The sequence below is a fragment of the Pantoea alhagi genome (assembly GCF_002101395.1).
GTDB classification, from domain to species: Bacteria; Pseudomonadota; Gammaproteobacteria; order Enterobacterales; family Enterobacteriaceae; genus Mixta; species Mixta alhagi.
Window position 1 is genome coordinate 1772592 of record NZ_CP019706.1, and the last position, 17416, is coordinate 1790007.

Annotated in this window: 11 protein-coding genes, 4 tRNA genes, 3 rRNA genes and 1 riboswitch; of the genes, 13 read left to right on the forward strand and 5 right to left on the reverse strand. The window is 52.2% G+C overall.

The window, feature by feature from the left end; translation table 11 throughout:
* Positions 1-58: 58 nt before the first annotated feature.
* A complete protein-coding gene (locus B1H58_RS08305; protein WP_085069397.1) occupies positions 59-793 on the reverse strand; it encodes a redoxin family protein in 735 nt (244 codons plus the stop codon).
* A 140-nt stretch (positions 794-933) separates the two neighbouring features.
* Here B1H58_RS08305 and oxyR point away from each other — a divergent pair, with 140 nt between their 5' ends.
* Positions 934-1851 carry a DNA-binding transcriptional regulator OxyR gene (oxyR, locus tag B1H58_RS08310; protein ID WP_085069399.1) on the forward strand — a complete coding sequence of 306 codons (918 nt, stop codon included), beginning with the start codon at positions 934-936 and terminating at the stop codon, positions 1849-1851.
* On the opposite strand, the gene sthA is transcribed toward oxyR, so the two are convergent.
* Positions 1834-3234 (reverse strand): Si-specific NAD(P)(+) transhydrogenase, encoded by a 1401-nt coding sequence (sthA, locus tag B1H58_RS08315; protein WP_085069401.1) that lies wholly within the window; start codon positions 3232-3234, stop codon positions 1834-1836. The two genes, oxyR and sthA, sit on opposite strands and share 18 nt — an antisense overlap.
* Positions 3235-3427: 193 nt before the next feature.
* Between sthA and fabR the strand changes: the two genes are divergently transcribed.
* Positions 3428-4069, forward strand: a complete 642-nt coding sequence (fabR, locus tag B1H58_RS08320; RefSeq protein ID WP_085069403.1) for an HTH-type transcriptional repressor FabR — start codon at positions 3428-3430, stop codon at positions 4067-4069.
* 18 nt (positions 4070-4087) lie between these two features.
* Positions 4088-4435, forward strand: a complete 348-nt coding sequence (locus B1H58_RS08325) for a YijD family membrane protein (protein ID WP_085069405.1) — start codon at positions 4088-4090, stop codon at positions 4433-4435.
* Positions 4436-4506: 71 nt separating this feature from the next.
* On the opposite strand, the gene trmA is transcribed toward B1H58_RS08325, so the two are convergent.
* The gene (gene trmA / locus B1H58_RS08330) at positions 4507-5607 is read right to left on the reverse strand and encodes a tRNA (uridine(54)-C5)-methyltransferase TrmA (protein WP_085069407.1); all 1101 of its coding nucleotides are present in this window, start codon (positions 5605-5607) and stop codon (positions 4507-4509) included.
* A gap of 121 nt (positions 5608-5728) precedes the next feature.
* Positions 5729-5909, forward strand: a riboswitch (cobalamin riboswitch).
* A 69-nt stretch (positions 5910-5978) separates the two neighbouring features.
* Between trmA and btuB the strand changes: the two genes are divergently transcribed.
* The 9 genes from btuB to B1H58_RS08375 all read left to right on the forward strand — a co-directional run bounded on the left by btuB (position 5979) and on the right by B1H58_RS08375 (position 14391).
* A complete protein-coding gene (gene btuB, locus B1H58_RS08335) occupies positions 5979-7862 on the forward strand; it encodes a TonB-dependent vitamin B12 receptor BtuB (RefSeq protein ID WP_085069409.1) in 1884 nt (627 codons plus the stop codon).
* Positions 7807-8658: a glutamate racemase gene (gene murI / locus B1H58_RS08340; protein WP_085069411.1), complete on the forward strand. Its 852-nt coding sequence runs from the start codon at positions 7807-7809 to the stop codon at positions 8656-8658. The genes btuB and murI overlap by 56 nt, the downstream gene beginning before the upstream one ends.
* A gap of 328 nt (positions 8659-8986) precedes the next feature.
* Positions 8987-10528, forward strand: a 16S ribosomal RNA gene (locus tag B1H58_RS08345).
* Between the two features lie 72 nt (positions 10529-10600).
* Positions 10601-10677, forward strand: a tRNA-Ile gene (locus tag B1H58_RS08350).
* 112 nt (positions 10678-10789) lie between these two features.
* A tRNA-Ala gene (locus B1H58_RS08355) sits at positions 10790-10865 on the forward strand.
* A gap of 172 nt (positions 10866-11037) precedes the next feature.
* A 23S ribosomal RNA gene (locus B1H58_RS08360) occupies positions 11038-13943 on the forward strand.
* A gap of 97 nt (positions 13944-14040) precedes the next feature.
* A 5S ribosomal RNA gene (gene rrf / locus B1H58_RS08365) occupies positions 14041-14156 on the forward strand.
* The 16S, 23S and 5S rRNA genes sit together here with 4 tRNA genes alongside, the layout of an rRNA operon.
* A 73-nt stretch (positions 14157-14229) precedes the next feature.
* Positions 14230-14306: transfer RNA gene (locus tag B1H58_RS08370), tRNA-Asp, on the forward strand.
* Between the two features lie 9 nt (positions 14307-14315).
* Positions 14316-14391 (forward strand) — tRNA-Trp (locus B1H58_RS08375).
* 139 nt (positions 14392-14530) lie between these two features.
* Here B1H58_RS08375 and hdfR read toward each other — a convergent pair.
* A complete protein-coding gene (hdfR, locus tag B1H58_RS08380; protein ID WP_085069413.1) occupies positions 14531-15358 on the reverse strand; it encodes an HTH-type transcriptional regulator HdfR in 828 nt (275 codons plus the stop codon).
* A gap of 122 nt (positions 15359-15480) precedes the next feature.
* Between hdfR and B1H58_RS08385 the strand changes: the two genes are divergently transcribed.
* The gene (locus B1H58_RS08385; protein ID WP_085069415.1) at positions 15481-15819 is read left to right on the forward strand and encodes a MaoP family protein; all 339 of its coding nucleotides are present in this window, start codon (positions 15481-15483) and stop codon (positions 15817-15819) included.
* A 63-nt stretch (positions 15820-15882) separates the two neighbouring features.
* On the opposite strand, the gene B1H58_RS08390 is transcribed toward B1H58_RS08385, so the two are convergent.
* The gene (locus B1H58_RS08390) at positions 15883-17403 is read right to left on the reverse strand and encodes a YifB family Mg chelatase-like AAA ATPase (RefSeq protein WP_085069417.1); all 1521 of its coding nucleotides are present in this window, start codon (positions 17401-17403) and stop codon (positions 15883-15885) included.
* Positions 17404-17416 lie beyond the last annotated feature (13 nt).

The following is a 17416-nucleotide window of genomic DNA, read 5'->3' on the forward strand; positions in this document are numbered from 1 at the left end:
TTATAGGCACATCTGAAAACCGACCAGGGTAACGGAGCCGGTTTCCGGATTCTCAGTCTCAGGCAAAGTGGAAAAATTTCTCCAGATCATCGCTGCCGCCGATATGGCGTCCACCGATAAACACCTGTGGTACCGTGGCACGACCGGTCATCGCACGCAGGCTAACGGTAGTGGCATCTTGTCCAAGAACGATTTCTTCATATTGAATGCCGCGATCGAGCAGCATCTGCTTCGCTTTGGTACAGAACGGGCAGCCTGGTTTGGTAAACAACGAGACAGACTCCTGCACTTTAAATTCTGGCGCCAGGTAACGCAGCATGGTATCAGCGTCGGAAACTTCAAACGGGTCACCCGGTTTATTCGGCTCAACAAACATTTTAGCCACTACGCCGTCACGAACCAGCATTGAGTAACGCCATGAGCGCGGACCGAAACCTAAGTCAGCTTTCTCAACCAGCATCTCCATGCCACGCGTAAATTCGCCGTTGCCGTCCGGAATAAAGGTAATGTTTTCGGCATGCTGATCGGCTTTCCAGGCGTTCATAACAAAGGTGTCATTAACTGAAACGCACAAAATGCTGTCGACGCCATGCTGAGCGAAGACGCCTGCCAGTTCATTGTAACGCGGTAAATGGCTGGAAGAGCAGGTTGGCGTAAACGCGCCCGGCAGTGAAAATACGATGACGGTTTTGCCCTTAAACAGCTCGTCAGTTGTAACATCGACCCAGCTATCGCCCTGACGCGTATGAAAAGTTACCTGTGGGACGCGTTTACCTTCCTGACTTGCAAACATAAGAATCAATACCTCTTAATTAGCGTTGCGCTTGATGTGTTTAACTTCTGGTGTGCATTATTCCCATCCACCCTTGATAGGGCTAATCGTTCATTGCTATTCTATTCATTGCCACGGGCTATCGTGGCTCGGAGGATAAAATGAATATTCGTGATCTTGAATACCTTGTCTCTTTGGCTGAACACCGCCATTTTCGTCGCGCTGCCGACGCCTGCCACGTTAGTCAGCCTACCTTAAGCGGTCAGATCCGTAAGCTGGAAGATGAGCTTGGTGTCATGCTGCTGGAGCGCACCAGCCGTAAGGTGCTGTTTACCCAGGCGGGTCTGCTGCTGGTGGATCAGGCGCGCACCGTTTTGCGCGAAGTAAAAGTGCTGAAAGAGATGGCCAGCCAGCAGGGCGAAGCGATGTCCGGTCCGCTGCATATTGGCTTAATCCCAACGGTGGGGCCTTATCTGCTGCCGCATATTATTCCTCAGCTGCATCAAAGTTTTCCCAAGCTGGAAATGTATTTGCACGAAGCGCAAACGCAGCAGCTCTTAAGCCAGCTGGATAGCGGGAAGCTCGACTGCGCAATCATCGCGTTGGTAAAAGAGAGCGAAGCCTTTATCGAAGTGCCGCTGTTTGATGAGCCGATGAAACTGGCGATCTGGCAGGATCATCCATGGAAAGATCGCGATCGCGTGCCGATGTCCGATCTTGCTGGTGAGAAACTGCTTATGCTGGAGGATGGTCACTGCTTGCGCGATCAGGCGATGGGCTTCTGCTTTCAGGCGGGCGCCGATGAGGATACGCACTTCCGCGCCACCAGTCTTGAAACGCTGCGCAATATGGTTGCGGCAGGAAGCGGCATTACTCTGCTGCCTGCGCTGGCGGTTCCTCAGGATCGCACCCGCGACGGCATAACTTATGTTTCCTGCTATAAGCCGGTGCCGCAGCGTACTATCGCTCTGGTTTACCGTCCGGGATCGCCTCTGCGCAGCCGCTATGAGCAACTGGCCGAGGCTATCCGTAGCCAAATGCAGAACTATATGGAAACCACGTTAAAACAGGCGGTTTAAGCCGTTTAGCGCGGCAACGCGGTACGCTTCCGCCATCGTAGGGTAGTTAAAGGTGGTATTCACGAAGTATTCAATCGTGTTGCCACCATTTTTTTGCTCCATGATCGCCTGGCCAATATGAATAATCTCGGCCGCACGTTCGCCAAAGCAATGAATACCCAGAATCTCTTTGGTATCACGGTGGAACAGGATTTTCAGGCTGCCGACGTTCATCCCGACAATCTGTGCGCGCGCCAGGTGCTTAAACTGTGCCCGGCCCACTTCATACGGCACTTTCATCGCCGTCAGCTGCTGTTCGGTTTTCCCTACTGAGCTGATTTCCGGGATGGTATAGATGCCAGTCGGAATATCTTCAATCAGATGCGCCGTCGCTTCACCTTTTATCACGGCCTGAGCGGCAATACGTCCCTGATCGTACGCGGCGGAAGCCAGGCTTGGATAGCCAATGACATCGCCTACCGCATAGATATGCGGCTGTGCCGTCTGGTACATGCTGTTAACTTTTAGCAGACCACGTCCATCCGCTTCCAGCCCAACGTTTTCCAGCGACAAAGAGTCTGTATTGCCTGTGCGTCCGTTCGCGTAGAGCAGGCAGTCTGCTTTGACTTTTTTGCCAGACTTCAGGTGAATTACCACGCCATCGTTAACGCCTTCGATCTTCTCGAATTCCTCGTTATGACGAATAACCACGCCGCTGTTCCAGAAATGGTAAGAAAGCGCATCGGACATCTCCTGATCCAGGAAAGCCAACAGGCGGTCGCGCGTATTGATCAGATCCACTTTCACATTCAGGCCACGGAAAATAGAAGCATATTCGCAGCCAATCACGCCTGCGCCATAGATAATGACATGGCCCGGCTCATGATGAAGGTTAAGGATGGAGTCGGAGTCATAAATGCGCGGGTGGGTAAAATCAACGTCAACCGGATGATAAGGACGTGAACCGCAGGCAATGACGAACTTCTCTGCTGTCAGCCGCTCAACAGAACCATCAGGTCGGGTTAACGCAATGGTATTCATGTCGATGAAACGGGCGTCGCCCTGATGAAGCTCACAGCGGTTACGCTCATAGAAGCCCTGACGCATACGGGTCTGCTGGCTAATGACGTTTTCTGTATGGTTCAGAATATCGGCGAATGAAGAGCGAAGATGACGGGAATGATCGCTGTATAAAGGGTTTTGGTTAAACTCGATGGTACGGCTTACTGCATGTCGTAATGCTTTAGACGGTATCGTCCCCCAATGTGTGCAGCCGCCGCCTATATTGTGATAGCGCTCAATTACCGCGATATGGGCCCCTTGTTTCACCAGGCCCATTGCGGCGCCTTCACCGCCCGGACCGGAGCCAATCACAATAACATCGTAATCGTAAGCATGTTGCATACCGGCACTTCCTTTATTTTATATACATTTTAGCAACGAGATTCTAACATCCCGGCGCGTACATCCCAATTCCCTGAATGATTTTAGCCTCAATTAGCTAAATAAAGAGGTTAACAGTCGGTCACAAACTTTGACGGACTGTACGCTGAGTAATTTGTTATAGTGAGCTTCCGGCAGGCTAACAGGCAGAAAAATGGGCGTTAGAGCACAGCAAAAAGAACGTACACGACGTTCGCTAATTGAAGCGGCATTCAGTCAATTAAGTGCCGAGCGTAGTTTTGCCAGCCTGAGTCTGCGGGAAGTTGCCCGTGAAGCCGGAATTGCCCCAACCTCCTTTTACCGCCATTTTCGCGATGTCGATGAGCTGGGATTGACCATGGTTGATGAAAGCGGACTGATGTTAAGGCAGTTAATGCGTCAGGCGCGCCAGCGTATTGCCAAAGGCGGCAGCGTGATCAAAACCTCTGTCGCCACCTTTATGGAATTTATCGACAGTAATCCCAATGCGTTTCGTCTGCTGCTGCGGGAACGCTCCGGCACTTCTGCCGCCTTTCGTGCCGCCGTTGCACGTGAAATTCAGCATTTTATCGCCGAACTGGCGGATTACCTTGAATTAGAAAATCGTATGCCGCGTAGCTTTACTGAGGCGCAGGCGGAAGCGATGGTCATTATCGTTTTTAACGCGGGCGCCGAGGCGCTGGATATTGATGTTGAACAACGACGTAAGCTGGAAGAGCGGCTGGTTTTACAATTGCGCATGATTTCTAAAGGCGCCTACTACTGGTATCGTCGGGAACAAGAGCGCATGGCCGTTACGCTTGATAATCATAACTAAATGTAAAAAGGAGAGGACATGACAGATAAAAATCCACGCGATAAAGGAACCTTACTGTTGGCGTTTATTACCGGCCTGGCGATCAATGGTTCTTTTTCAGTGCTTTTTAATTCTTTTGTGCCGTTTTCGATTTTTCCGCTTATCGCGCTGGGCCTTGCAGCCTGGTGCCTGCATCAACGCTATCTTAATCGCGCCATGCCGGAAGGGATGCCTTCGCTGGCTGCGGCCTTTTTCCTGCTGGGGATCCTGCTGTATAGCGCGATTGTGCGTGCCGACTATCCGGAAATCGGCTCTAATTTTCTGCCTGTTGTATTAATGGTGGCGCTGATTTTCTGGATTGGCACCCGACTGCGCCGTAGACGTTAAAACCATTTTATGCGCAGTCAGGGAAGGTTGTCTGCAATAAGTCAATCACAGGGAGGTAAACCGCTGCATTTTTAACGTCGCGTGAGCAGTACGCCGCATTCCATATGATGGGTATAGGGGAACTGATCGAACAGTGCCAGACGTGTAATATCGTGCGTCTGCGATAGCGTTTCCAGGTTGGCGCACAGCGTTTGCGGGTTGCAGGAAATATAGAGAATCTGTGGATAGCCCTGCACCAGTTTTACCGTCTCCTCATCCAGGCCGCTGCGCGGCGGATCGACAAAAATGGTTTCGCACTGATAGGCCTGGAGGTCAATGCCCTGCAGACGGTTAAAGGTGCGAACGCCATTCATCGCCTGAGTAAATTCCTCTGCCGACATGCGAATAATCTGCACATTATCGATCTGGTTCGCGGCAATATTATATTGAGCCGCCGCTACGGAAGGTTTGGCGATTTCCGTTGCCAGTACGCGACGGAAATTACGGGCCAGCGCCAGAGAAAAGTTGCCGTTGCCGCAATAGAGTTCCAGCAGATCGCCGGTAGCGCCTTTTGTCACATCCAGCGCCCATTCCAGCATTTGAATATTCATTGCTGCGTTAGGCTGAGTAAAACTGTTCTCAATCTGACGGTAAATCATTTCGCGGCCGGCTACCGGTAAGCGCTCATCGACATAATCGCGGTCAAGAGAGATTTTGGTTTTTGTCGCCCGGCCAATGAGCTGTAAGTCAAAGCCCTGGGCCCGCAGGTCATCACGCAGCGCTTCTGCCGCCTGCTGCCAAATATCATCCAGCTTGCGATGGTAAAGCAGTGATACCACCACCTGACCGCTCATGGTCGAAAGGTAATCGATCTGGAAAAGCTTCCGGCGTAGCGCATCGTTACGGCGGATCGCGGCGATCATCAACGGCATAAGTTGATTAATCAGTTCACTTGCGGCCGGGAATTGATCGACACGAATACGATCGCGCGTCTGCTGATCAAACATGATGTGGTAAAGGTCGTCGCCCTCATGCCAGATACGAAATTCGGCGCGCATACGATAGTGGCTGACCGGCGAGCGGTAGACCTCAACGGCAGGCGCAGAAAACGGTGCCATCATGTTTTGCAGGCGCGTCGTTTTCTCCGCGAGCTGGGTTTCATACTGGTCGACAGGCAGTTTTTCGGGCGTCATGGCTTTTCCTGATTGAATGGCAAACTTGCCGGGCGATTGTAGGGATTCACCAGGCGATGTCCAGTGCTGTGATCGTCTCTCTTATGGCGGGCCAGAAGTCTGGACTTCCATAAGCCTCAATTGTAGACTGCGCGAGCCGGCCTCCTGCTGAGTTAATAGGGAATCCAGTGAAATTCTGGAGCTGACGCGCAGCGGTAAGGAATGTCGTGGCGATTGCTCACGCAGACACTGTCTTTTGATGGGAAGTCTTCGCCATTTAACTGATTCCAAGCCCGAAGACCTGCCGGCAACACGTCGCACTTTACGGCTATCGCGTACTATTGGCCGTATGCATGCGGCATCCTGCTGTGTTTTTTGGATGCTTGAAACAGATGATTATAATGAAAAAAACGCCGTTGGCACTGGCTGTCGCGGCGGTTTCCCTCTGGGCGCAATCCGGCATTGCCGCAAACAGTGATGAGGCTATGACAGTGACGGCAAATCGTTACGCTCAGCCTGTCTCTTCCGTGTTGGCTCCAACAACTGTTGTCACTCGCGAAGATATCGATCGCTGGCAGGCGAAAAGTCTGGTTGATGTTATGCGGCGTCTACCCGGCGTCGATACTGCGGTAAGCGGCGGCATGGGACAACTCAGCTCGCTGTTTATTCGTGGCTCCGAGTCCAGGCACGTACTGATTCTGATTGACGGCGTGCGGCTGAATCAGGCAGGCATCAGCGGCTCTTCCGATTTAAGTCAAATTCCACTTTCGCTGGTGCAAAGGATCGAATATATCCGCGGTGCACGTTCTGCCGTGTATGGTTCTGATGCTATCGGTGGCGTTCTCAATATCATTACCGGACGTGCGCAGCCGGGTACGACCTTAACCGCTGGCGTAGGCTCTAACGGTTATCAGTCCTATGGTGGCACGACGCAACAGATGCTGGGCGAGGCCACTAAATTAACCCTGGCAGGCGATTATACTTATACCAAAGGATATGATGTTAAAGCGGGATACCCAAGCGCCAGCGGTCCGGCGCAGCCAGACCGCGATGGTTTTATGAGTAAAACGCTTTATGGCTCGTTAGAACATCAGTTTGACGAGCGGTTTAGTGGTTTTGTACGTGGTTATGGTTTCGATAATCGTACTGATATTGATGCGTCATATACCTACGACTCCAGCTGGCAGTTTGTTCCCGACGTATTGCTTGACACACGCCAGCTCTATAGCCGCACCTGGGACGGTGGCCTGCGTTTTCAGGACGGCATCTATTCTACTCAACTGATCGCCAGCTACAGCCATAGCAAAGATTATTATTATGACCGACGTCTTGGCCGCTACAGCGCTCACGACACGCTGGATGATCTTGAACAATATAACCTGCAGTGGGGCAATACTTTTCAGGTAGGTAATGGTGCAATAAGCACCGGCATCGACTGGCAAAAAGAGACTACCGAACCCGGCACTAACTCTTTAAATGAGGGATACGAGCAGCGCAACACTGGCATCTATCTTACCGGCCAGCAGCAGGTGGGAAGCGTGACGCTGGAAGGCGCGCTGCGTGGTGATGATAACAACCAGTTTGGCTGGCATAGCACCTGGCAAACTGCCGCTGCCTGGGAATTCGTGGAGGGATATCGCCTTTTCGCTTCTTATGGTACAGCCTTTAAAGCGCCGGGTCTGTCGCAGGTTTACAGCCCTAATTATGGCAATCGTGAGCTTAATCCAGAAGAAAGTAAGCAGTGGGAAGGGGGCGTAGAAGGATTAACCGGGCCGGTAAACTGGCGTCTGTCCGCCTGGCGCAACGATATTGATAATTTGATTAGCAGCGATCCGACGACGTTCCGTTACTACAATATTGGCAAAGCGCGTATTAAAGGCGTCGAAGCTACCGCGCAGTTTGATACCGGGCCATTCAGCCATCAGGTATCGTATGATTATGTTGATCCGCGCGACAGCGCAACCGATCAGATACTGTTACGCCGCGCCAAGCAGCAGGTTAAGTACCAGCTGGACTGGACGCTGTATCAGTTTGACTGGTCTTTAACCTGGCACTATTTAGGCCAACGCTACGATCAGGACTTTAATAGTTATCCCTCTCGGCGGATAAAAATGGGCGGTGTCAGCCTTTGGGATGTTGCTGTCTCTTATCCACTCACCTCTCGCCTGACGGTTCGTGGTAGAATTGCCAACCTGTTCGATAAAGATTATGAGACAGTGTATGGCTATCCAACTGCAGGACGAGAGTACTACCTCAGCGGAATCTACAGCTTCTAATCTGCGGCCTACCGTGCTGGTGTTTGATTCCGGCGTCGGTGGGCTTTCTGTCTATGATGAGGTCCGGCAACTGCTGCCGGATCTACATTACCTTTACGCTTTTGATAATGTCGCTTTTCCGTATGGTGAAAAATCGGAAGAGTTTATCGTCGATCGCGTAGTGGCCATAGTGGAAGCAGTAACGCGACGCTATCCATTATCTATGGTGATTGTGGCCTGCAATACTGCCAGCACCGTTTCACTGCCTGCATTACGTGCGCATTTCGCCTTTCCGGTTGTCGGCGTCGTACCTGCCATCAAGCCTGCCGCCAGGCTAACCCGAAACGGTATTGTTGGGCTGTTGGCTACGCGTGCAACAGTACGCCGTTCTTATACGCGCGAGCTGGTTGCGCAGTTTGCCAGCGAGTGTAAAACCGAGATGCTGGGTTCAGCGGAGCTGGTGGAACTGGCAGAGATGAAACTCCACGGGCAAACCATCCCTCTTGAAACTATTCGTCGGATTTTACAGCCCTGGCTGCGTATGTCTGAACCGCCCGATACCGTTGTGCTGGGATGTACCCACTTTCCTTTGTTAGCGGAAGAGCTTCAGGCGGTATTGCCTGAAGGCACCCGACTGATTGATTCAGGGGCGGCTATTGCACGGCGTACCGTATGGCTGCTTGAGCATGAAGCGCCAAACGCCTGCTCTTCAGATGCCAATCTGGCTTTTTGCATGGAAATGAAGCCGGAAACTGTACAACTAACACCCGTTTTACAGCGTTACGGCTTCGAAAAGCTGGAAAAACTCGCACTTTGATGAAAAAAACAACATCCGAATTTATTTTTGAAATTAGTACTTGTCAGGCAAAAAGAACTCCCTATAATGCGCCTCCACTGACACGGAACAACGGCTTCTTAGTCGGCCTTGTCAGGAAGGGAAAAGAAAATAAACTCTTGACTCTTCAGCGGGAAAGCGTAGTATACGCAGCCCGCGCCACTGAAGAATGTGGCGCCGCTCTTTAACAATTTATCAGACAATCTGTGTGGGCACTCACGGACGGGATATCGCAAAAACTATTGCAGTATCAAGTCTCAGAGTGAACACGTAATTCATTACGACGTTTTTCTTTGAGCATCAGACTTTTAAATTGAAGAGTTTGATCATGGCTCAGATTGAACGCTGGCGGCAGGCCTAACACATGCAAGTCGAACGGTAACAGGGAGCAGCTTGCTGCTCTGCTGACGAGTGGCGGACGGGTGAGTAATGTCTGGGGATCTGCCCGATGGAGGGGGATAACCACTGGAAACGGTGGCTAATACCGCATAACGTCGCAAGACCAAAGTGGGGGACCTTCGGGCCTCACACCATCGGATGAACCCAGATGGGATTAGCTAGTAGGTGGGGTAACGGCTCACCTAGGCGACGATCCCTAGCTGGTCTGAGAGGATGACCAGCCACACTGGAACTGAGACACGGTCCAGACTCCTACGGGAGGCAGCAGTGGGGAATATTGCACAATGGGCGCAAGCCTGATGCAGCCATGCCGCGTGTATGAAGAAGGCCTTCGGGTTGTAAAGTACTTTCAGCGGGGAGGAAGGGAGCAAGGTTAATAACCTGGTTCATTGACGTTACCCGCAGAAGAAGCACCGGCTAACTCCGTGCCAGCAGCCGCGGTAATACGGAGGGTGCAAGCGTTAATCGGAATTACTGGGCGTAAAGCGCACGCAGGCGGTCTGTCAAGTCGGATGTGAAATCCCCGGGCTCAACCCGGGAACTGCATTCGAAACTGGCAGGCTAGAGTCTTGTAGAGGGGGGTAGAATTCCAGGTGTAGCGGTGAAATGCGTAGAGATCTGGAGGAATACCGGTGGCGAAGGCGGCCCCCTGGACAAAGACTGACGCTCAGGTGCGAAAGCGTGGGGAGCAAACAGGATTAGATACCCTGGTAGTCCACGCCGTAAACGATGTCGACTTGGAGGCTGTGAGCTTGACTCGTGGCTTCCGGAGCTAACGCGTTAAGTCGACCGCCTGGGGAGTACGGCCGCAAGGTTAAAACTCAAATGAATTGACGGGGGCCCGCACAAGCGGTGGAGCATGTGGTTTAATTCGATGCAACGCGAAGAACCTTACCTGGCCTTGACATCCACGGAATTCTGCAGAGATGCGGAAGTGCCTTCGGGAACCGTGAGACAGGTGCTGCATGGCTGTCGTCAGCTCGTGTTGTGAAATGTTGGGTTAAGTCCCGCAACGAGCGCAACCCTTATCCTTTGTTGCCAGCGATTCGGTCGGGAACTCAAGGGAGACTGCCGGTGATAAACCGGAGGAAGGTGGGGATGACGTCAAGTCATCATGGCCCTTACGGCCAGGGCTACACACGTGCTACAATGGCGCATACAAAGAGAAGCGACCTCGCGAGAGCAAGCGGACCTCATAAAGTGCGTCGTAGTCCGGATCGGAGTCTGCAACTCGACTCCGTGAAGTCGGAATCGCTAGTAATCGTGGATCAGAATGCCACGGTGAATACGTTCCCGGGCCTTGTACACACCGCCCGTCACACCATGGGAGTGGGTTGCAAAAGAAGTAGGTAGCTTAACCTTCGGGAGGGCGCTTACCACTTTGTGATTCATGACTGGGGTGAAGTCGTAACAAGGTAACCGTAGGGGAACCTGCGGTTGGATCACCTCCTTACCATGCTGAATCCTGCCCGTGAAGTGCTCACACAGATTGTCTGATAGAAGTAATGAGCAGTAAAACCCCGGCAGGCTTGTAGCTCAGGTGGTTAGAGCGCACCCCTGATAAGGGTGAGGTCGGTGGTTCAAGTCCACTCAGGCCTACCAAATTCTTTCTCAAGCTGCGTTATACGCCCGGTCGTTTACCACAGTAAACTTCCCGAACGTACGCCTTGCCTGAAAAAGAATTTCGGTTCTTCGCGGGTTTTACAACACATCTGGGGCTATAGCTCAGCTGGGAGAGCGCCTGCCTTGCACGCAGGAGGTCAGCGGTTCGATCCCGCTTAGCTCCACCATCAACCGCTGGTTGATGAACACTCCAGAGTGCATTTGCGAATGTACTGTGAAGTTTTGCTCTTTAACAATCCGGAAACAAGCTGAAAATTGAAAACGGAACAACTTTATTGTTGTTCACGATTCTCTCAATTCTCGCACTCACGAGTGTCGCAAGACGCTTGCGGGTTGTGAGGTTAAGCGAATAAGCGTACACGGTGGATGCCCTGGCAGTCAGAGGCGATGAAGGGCGTGCTAATCTGCGATAAGCGCCGGTAAGGTGATATGAACCGCTATTAACCGGCGATACCCGAATGGGGAAACCCAGTGCAATCCGTTGCACTATCATGTCATGAATACATAGTGGCATGAGGCGAACCGGGGGAACTGAAACATCTAAGTACCCCGAGGAAAAGAAATCAACCGAGATTCCCTGAGTAGCGGCGAGCGAACGGGGAACAGCCCAGAGCCTGAATCAGCATGTGTGTCAGTGGAAGCGTCTGGAAAGGCGCACGGTACAGGGTGACAGTCCCGTACACGAAGATGCATGTGCTGTGAGCTCGATGAGTAGGGCGGGACACGTGGTATCCTGTCTGAATATGGGGGGACCATCCTCCAAGGCTAAATACTCCTGACTGACCGATAGTGAACCAGTACCGTGAGGGAAAGGCGAAAAGAACCCCGGCGAGGGGAGTGAAACAGAACCTGAAACCGTGTACGTACAAGCAGTGGGAGCCTCTTTATGGGGTGACTGCGTACCTTTTGTATAATGGGTCAGCGACTTATATTCTGTAGCAAGGTTAACCGTATAGGGGAGCCGTAGGGAAACCGAGTCTTAACCGGGCGTTAAGTTGCAGGGTATAGACCCGAAACCCGGTGATCTAGCCATGGGCAGGTTGAAGGTTGGGTAACACTAACTGGAGGACCGAACCGACTAATGTTGAAAAATTAGCGGATGACCTGTGGCTGGGGGTGAAAGGCCAATCAAACCGGGAGATAGCTGGTTCTCCCCGAAAGCTATTTAGGTAGCGCCTCGTGAACTCATCTCCGGGGGTAGAGCACTGTTTCGGCTAGGGGGCCATCCCGGCTTACCAACCCGATGCAAACTGCGAATACCGGAGAATGTTATCACGGGAGACACACGGCGGGTGCTAACGTCCGTCGTGAAGAGGGAAACAACCCAGACCGCCAGCTAAGGTCCCAAAGTCATGGTTAAGTGGGAAACGATGTGGGAAGGCCCAGACAGCCAGGATGTTGGCTTAGAAGCAGCCATCATTTAAAGAAAGCGTAATAGCTCACTGGTCGAGTCGGCCTGCGCGGAAGATGTAACGGGGCTAAACCATGCACCGAAGCTGCGGCAGCGACACGTAAGTGTTGTTGGGTAGGGGAGCGTTCTGTAAGCCGCTGAAGGTGGACTGTGAGGTCTGCTGGAGGTATCAGAAGTGCGAATGCTGACATAAGTAACGATAAAGCGGGTGAAAAGCCCGCTCGCCGGAAGACCAAGGGTTCCTGTCCAACGTTAATCGGGGCAGGGTGAGTCGACCCCTAAGGCGAGGCCGAAAGGCGTAGTCGATGGGAAACGGGTTAATATTCCCGTACTCGGTGTTACTGCGAAGGGGGGACGGAGAAGGCTATGTTGGCCGGGCGACGGTTGTCCCGGTTTAAGCGTGTAGGCTGACTTTCCAGGCAAATCCGGAAAGTTAAGGCTGAGGCGTGATGACGAGGCACCACGGTGCTGAAGCAACAAATGCCCTGCTTCCAGGAAAAGCCTCTAAGCATCAGGTAACAACGAATCGTACCCCAAACCGACACAGGTGGTCAGGTAGAGAATACCAAGGCGCTTGAGAGAACTCGGGTGAAGGAACTAGGCAAAATGGTGCCGTAACTTCGGGAGAAGGCACGCTGGCGCGTAGGTGGAGGGACTTGCTCCCCGAGCCGAAGCCAGTCGAAGATACCAGCTGGCTGCAACTGTTTATTAAAAACACAGCACTGTGCAAACACGAAAGTGGACGTATACGGTGTGACGCCTGCCCGGTGCCGGAAGGTTAATTGATGGGGTTAAGGGCAACCTGAAGCTCCTGATCGAAGCCCCGGTAAACGGCGGCCGTAACTATAACGGTCCTAAGGTAGCGAAATTCCTTGTCGGGTAAGTTCCGACCTGCACGAATGGCGTAATGATGGCCAGGCTGTCTCCACCCGAGACTCAGTGAAATTGAACTCGCTGTGAAGATGCAGTGTACCCGCGGCAAGACGGAAAGACCCCGTGAACCTTTACTACAGCTTGACACTGAACATTGAGCCTTGATGTGCAGGATAGGTGGGAGGCAGTGAAGTGCGGACGCCAGTTCGCACGGAGCCATCCTTGAAATACCACCCTTTAATGTTTGATGTTCTAACCTGGCGCCATAATCTGGCGTGGGGACAGTGTCTGGTGGGTAGTTTGACTGGGGCGGTCTCCTCCCAAAGTGTAACGGAGGAGTACGAAGGTCAGCTAATCACGGTCGGACATCGTGAGGTTAGTGCAATGGCATAAGCTGGCTTGACTGCGAGAGTGACGGTTCGAGCAGGTGCGAAAGCAGGTCATAGTGATCCGGTGGTTCTGAATGGAAGGGCCATCGCTCAACGGATAAAAGGTACTCCGGGGATAACAGGCTGATACCGCCCAAGAGTTCATATCGACGGCGGTGTTTGGCACCTCGATGTCGGCTCATCACATCCTGGGGCTGAAGTAGGTCCCAAGGGTATGGCTGTTCGCCATTTAAAGTGGTACGCGAGCTGGGTTTAGAACGTCGTGAGACAGTTCGGTCCCTATCTGCCGTGGGCGCTGGAAGACTGAGAGGGGTTGCTCCTAGTACGAGAGGACCGGAGTGAACGCACCGCTGGTGTTCGGGTTGTCATGCCAATGGCACTGCCCGGTAGCTAAGTGCGGAAGAGATAAGTGCTGAAAGCATCTAAGCACGAAACTTGCCTCGAGATGAGTCTTCCCTGGGGCCCTGAGCCCCCTGAAGGGACGTTGAAGACGACGACGTTGATAGGCCGGGTGTGTAAGCGCAGCGATGCGTTGAGCTAACCGGTACTAATGACCCGTGAGGCTTAACCTTACAACGCCGGAAGCGTTTTGGGAACTGAGAGTATTTTCAGCCTTGTTGACGGATATGCGTGCGTGGCCCTGCGGGCGGCGTGCGGAAACAGAATTTGCCTGGCGGCGAGAGCGCGGTGGTCCCACCTGACCCCATGCCGAACTCAGAAGTGAAACGCCGCAGCGCCGATGGTAGTGTGGGGCCTCCCCATGCGAGAGTAGGGAACTGCCAGGCATCAAATTAAGGTAATACCTGAAAAGGTAACACCGGTTATCAGCGAGACCCCGCTGGTAATGCAGTATTCGGTGGTGCGGTAGTTCAGTCGGTTAGAATACCGGCCTGTCACGCCGGGGGTCGCGGGTTCGAGTCCCGTCCGCACCGCCACCCTTATTTAGGGGCGTAGTTCAATTGGTAGAGCACCGGTCTCCAAAACCGGGTGTTGGGGGTTCGAGTCCCTCCGCCCCTGCCAGATAAATAATCCTTTGCTAACGCAAAGGATTTTTTTTTGCTTTCCGTTAGCCAGTCACCGCTTTTATGATGGCAGGATGAACGGAATATTCCCCTCATCCCTCTTCTGTTATAACTTCCGCTTTACTGTTTTTAATAAATTATGCTGGCACCAGTACCGGAAACTTCAGTAACTGACGAATATGAGACTGCTGATCGCTGTTTTGTAGCCAAACCGCGTATAACGGCCTGACGGCCACGGGCGTGTCAGGGATAACCGTTAGATCAGGATACAGTTGTATCCAGTTATCCGGTAGAAAGGCGCAGGCGCCTGTAGTATGGAGTAACTGACGGGTTAAATGCGCTGATGTCGTTGTCAGTACGGGAACATCATCCGCACCGGCCAGATAGCTTTCATGCTGATGGAAATCCGCTCCCCACTCCAGTTTGATATAGTCATATTTTTCCCGCTTTTCACTTTTGCGCGAGCGAAATAGCGTTAGTGAAATATGTCCGATTTGCTGGCTGGTCAGCTCATCCATTTTAGGTGCTTCGGTGGTAATCAGTAGATCAAGTTGACGTTCGTGCAGTTGTTTAACCAGTAAGTGCCGCTGTGCAACGCGTGCCTCAAGGTGCAGGCTTTCACGGTTTTCGTACAGCGTTTGCAGCCATGGCGTAAGGTAAGCCTCCCAAAGGGATGCGCTGGCACCTATCGACAGCTCATGATGCTGCTGAGTGTGCGCGACTTCCTTTTTTGCCATCATCCAGGTACTCATCAGGCTTTCAGCATAGGGGAGCAGACGCTCGCCGGCAGAAGTGAGTCGAATATTATTACGATGACGGGTAAAAAGATTAACACCCAGCTGATTTTCCAGCTGTCTGATGCGAAAACTCACTGCAGATTGCGTAAGGTAGAGGGCTTCTGCTGCGCGGCCAAAATGGCGCGTTCTGCTTACCTCAAGAAAGGTCTTTAATAATTCCGTATCCACAGCCCACTCCCAAAAATTTGTTTGTCGTAATGATTTAAATGTTTTGTTTTACACTCTGTCAAGCCTAACTAATACTCCGCGCCATAAATCGCACGGCCATAGAAGAGTTAGGAGCGTGTAAAATGGCGGATAGCTTCGCAACAACTAATCGTTTTTTTGATAACAAACACTACCCGCGTGGGTTTTCGCGTCATGGTGACTTTACAATTAAAGAAGCTCAGCTTCTCGAAAGGCACGGTTACGCGTTTAATGAGCTTGATCTGTCCAGACGTGAGCCTGTGACAGAAGAAGAGCGTCAGTTCATAGAAGTATGTCGTGGTTTACGTGAACCACAAACTGAAGCTGAGCGCGTATGGAGTAAGTATATGACGCGTATCAAGCGTCCAAAACGCTTTCATACTCTTTCAGGTGGTAAGCCACAAATGGAAGGCGTTGAAGACTATAGCGATTCTGACGATTAAGCAAAACCTTCTTCAGAAGAGATGACAATCATCTGACGTTAAAATGGGGCTGCGGCCCCATTTCTATTCCAGGCTTTTATGCAAATGCGCCATCATACGATCCATGCCGCGATAGCTTAAAGCTTCCAACAGATGTGCACGACTAAGCTTTTTTTCCCCTGCTAAATCAGCGATGGTACGTGAGACCTTTAACAAGCGTTGCCAGGCTCTGACAGAAAGCCCCAGTTTAACCAATACTGATTCAAGCCATTCTGCATCGGCTTGTTGCAACCCACACCATTGCTGTACTTCTGCATTACTCATTAACGCATTCACTTTCCCCTGGCGCGCCAGCTGACGTTCACGCGCTTCCAGCACCCGTGACCGGACCTCATTACTGCCCTCGGCGTTTTTTTGCGGCTGGCTTAACATTCCTGGCGGCAACAGCGGTATCTCCAGAGAAAGGTCGAAACGATCGAGAAAGGGGCCTGATAAGCGGCTGAGATAACACAGCGTTTGCTGTGGCGTGCTGCGATTATGATTACCCTGATAATGTCCGGTTGGGCTGGGATTCATTGCGGCAACCAGTTGAAAGCGTGCAGGCCAGGTTACCCTGGCCCGTGCACGCGAAATGGTAATTTCACCGGTTTCTAACGGCTCACGTAACGCATCGAGCGTTTTCCGATTGAATTCAGGAAGTTCATCCAGAAACAGTACTCCGTTATGTGCCAGGGTAATTTCGCCGGGCTGCGGAATGCTACCACCGCCGATAAGCGCATAGAGCGTTGAACTATGATGGGGAAGCCGAAACGGTCGCCTGCGCCATTGTTTATGCACATCGCCGCTTTTTACGATACTGGCAATAATGGCGCACTCTAATGCTTCACGTTCGGTAAGGGGAGGTAATAGCCCGGTTAGCCGCATCGCCAGCATAGTTTTTCCTGTTCCCGGCGGGCCAATAAGCAGTAGGTTGTGTCCTCCTGCTGCGGCGATTTCCAGCGCTCGCTTTCCCTGCTGTTGACCGATGATATCGCACAAGTCCTCGCTTTTCTCTTCGTTAACCACCTCATCTGCTTTCCCAGGTGAGAGAGAGTGCTGCTGTAAGAGAAAAGCACAGATCTCCATCAGACTTTCAGCAACCAGTGATTCCCCCTGTTGGACTAAACCCACGTCGGCAGCATTTTCAGCAGGTAAAATTAATCTTCTGCCCGCTTCTTTGGCGGCCATTGCTGCGGGAATCGCGCCCTGTACGCCTCTGAGCGCACCGCTAAGCGCCAGCTCTCCCAGGAATTCAAACTGAGCCAGTTCTACGTCAGGAAGTTGCTCTGAAGCGGCAAGAATGGCAACAGCAATGGGGAGATCAAAGCGGCCGCCTTCTTTTGGCAAATCAGCAGGAGCCAGATTAACCGTGACACGCTTTGCCGGGAAATCAAAGCCGCTATTAATAATCGCGCTACGCACCCTGTCACGCGCTTCTTTCACCGTTTTTTCAGGTAACCCAACCAGCGAAAGGCCAGGTAAACCACGACTTATATGAACTTCCACCGTCACTAGCGGCGCTTCTACGCCCAGTGCCGCACGTGTAATAACGCGGGATAAAGACATACTCGCTCCTTGT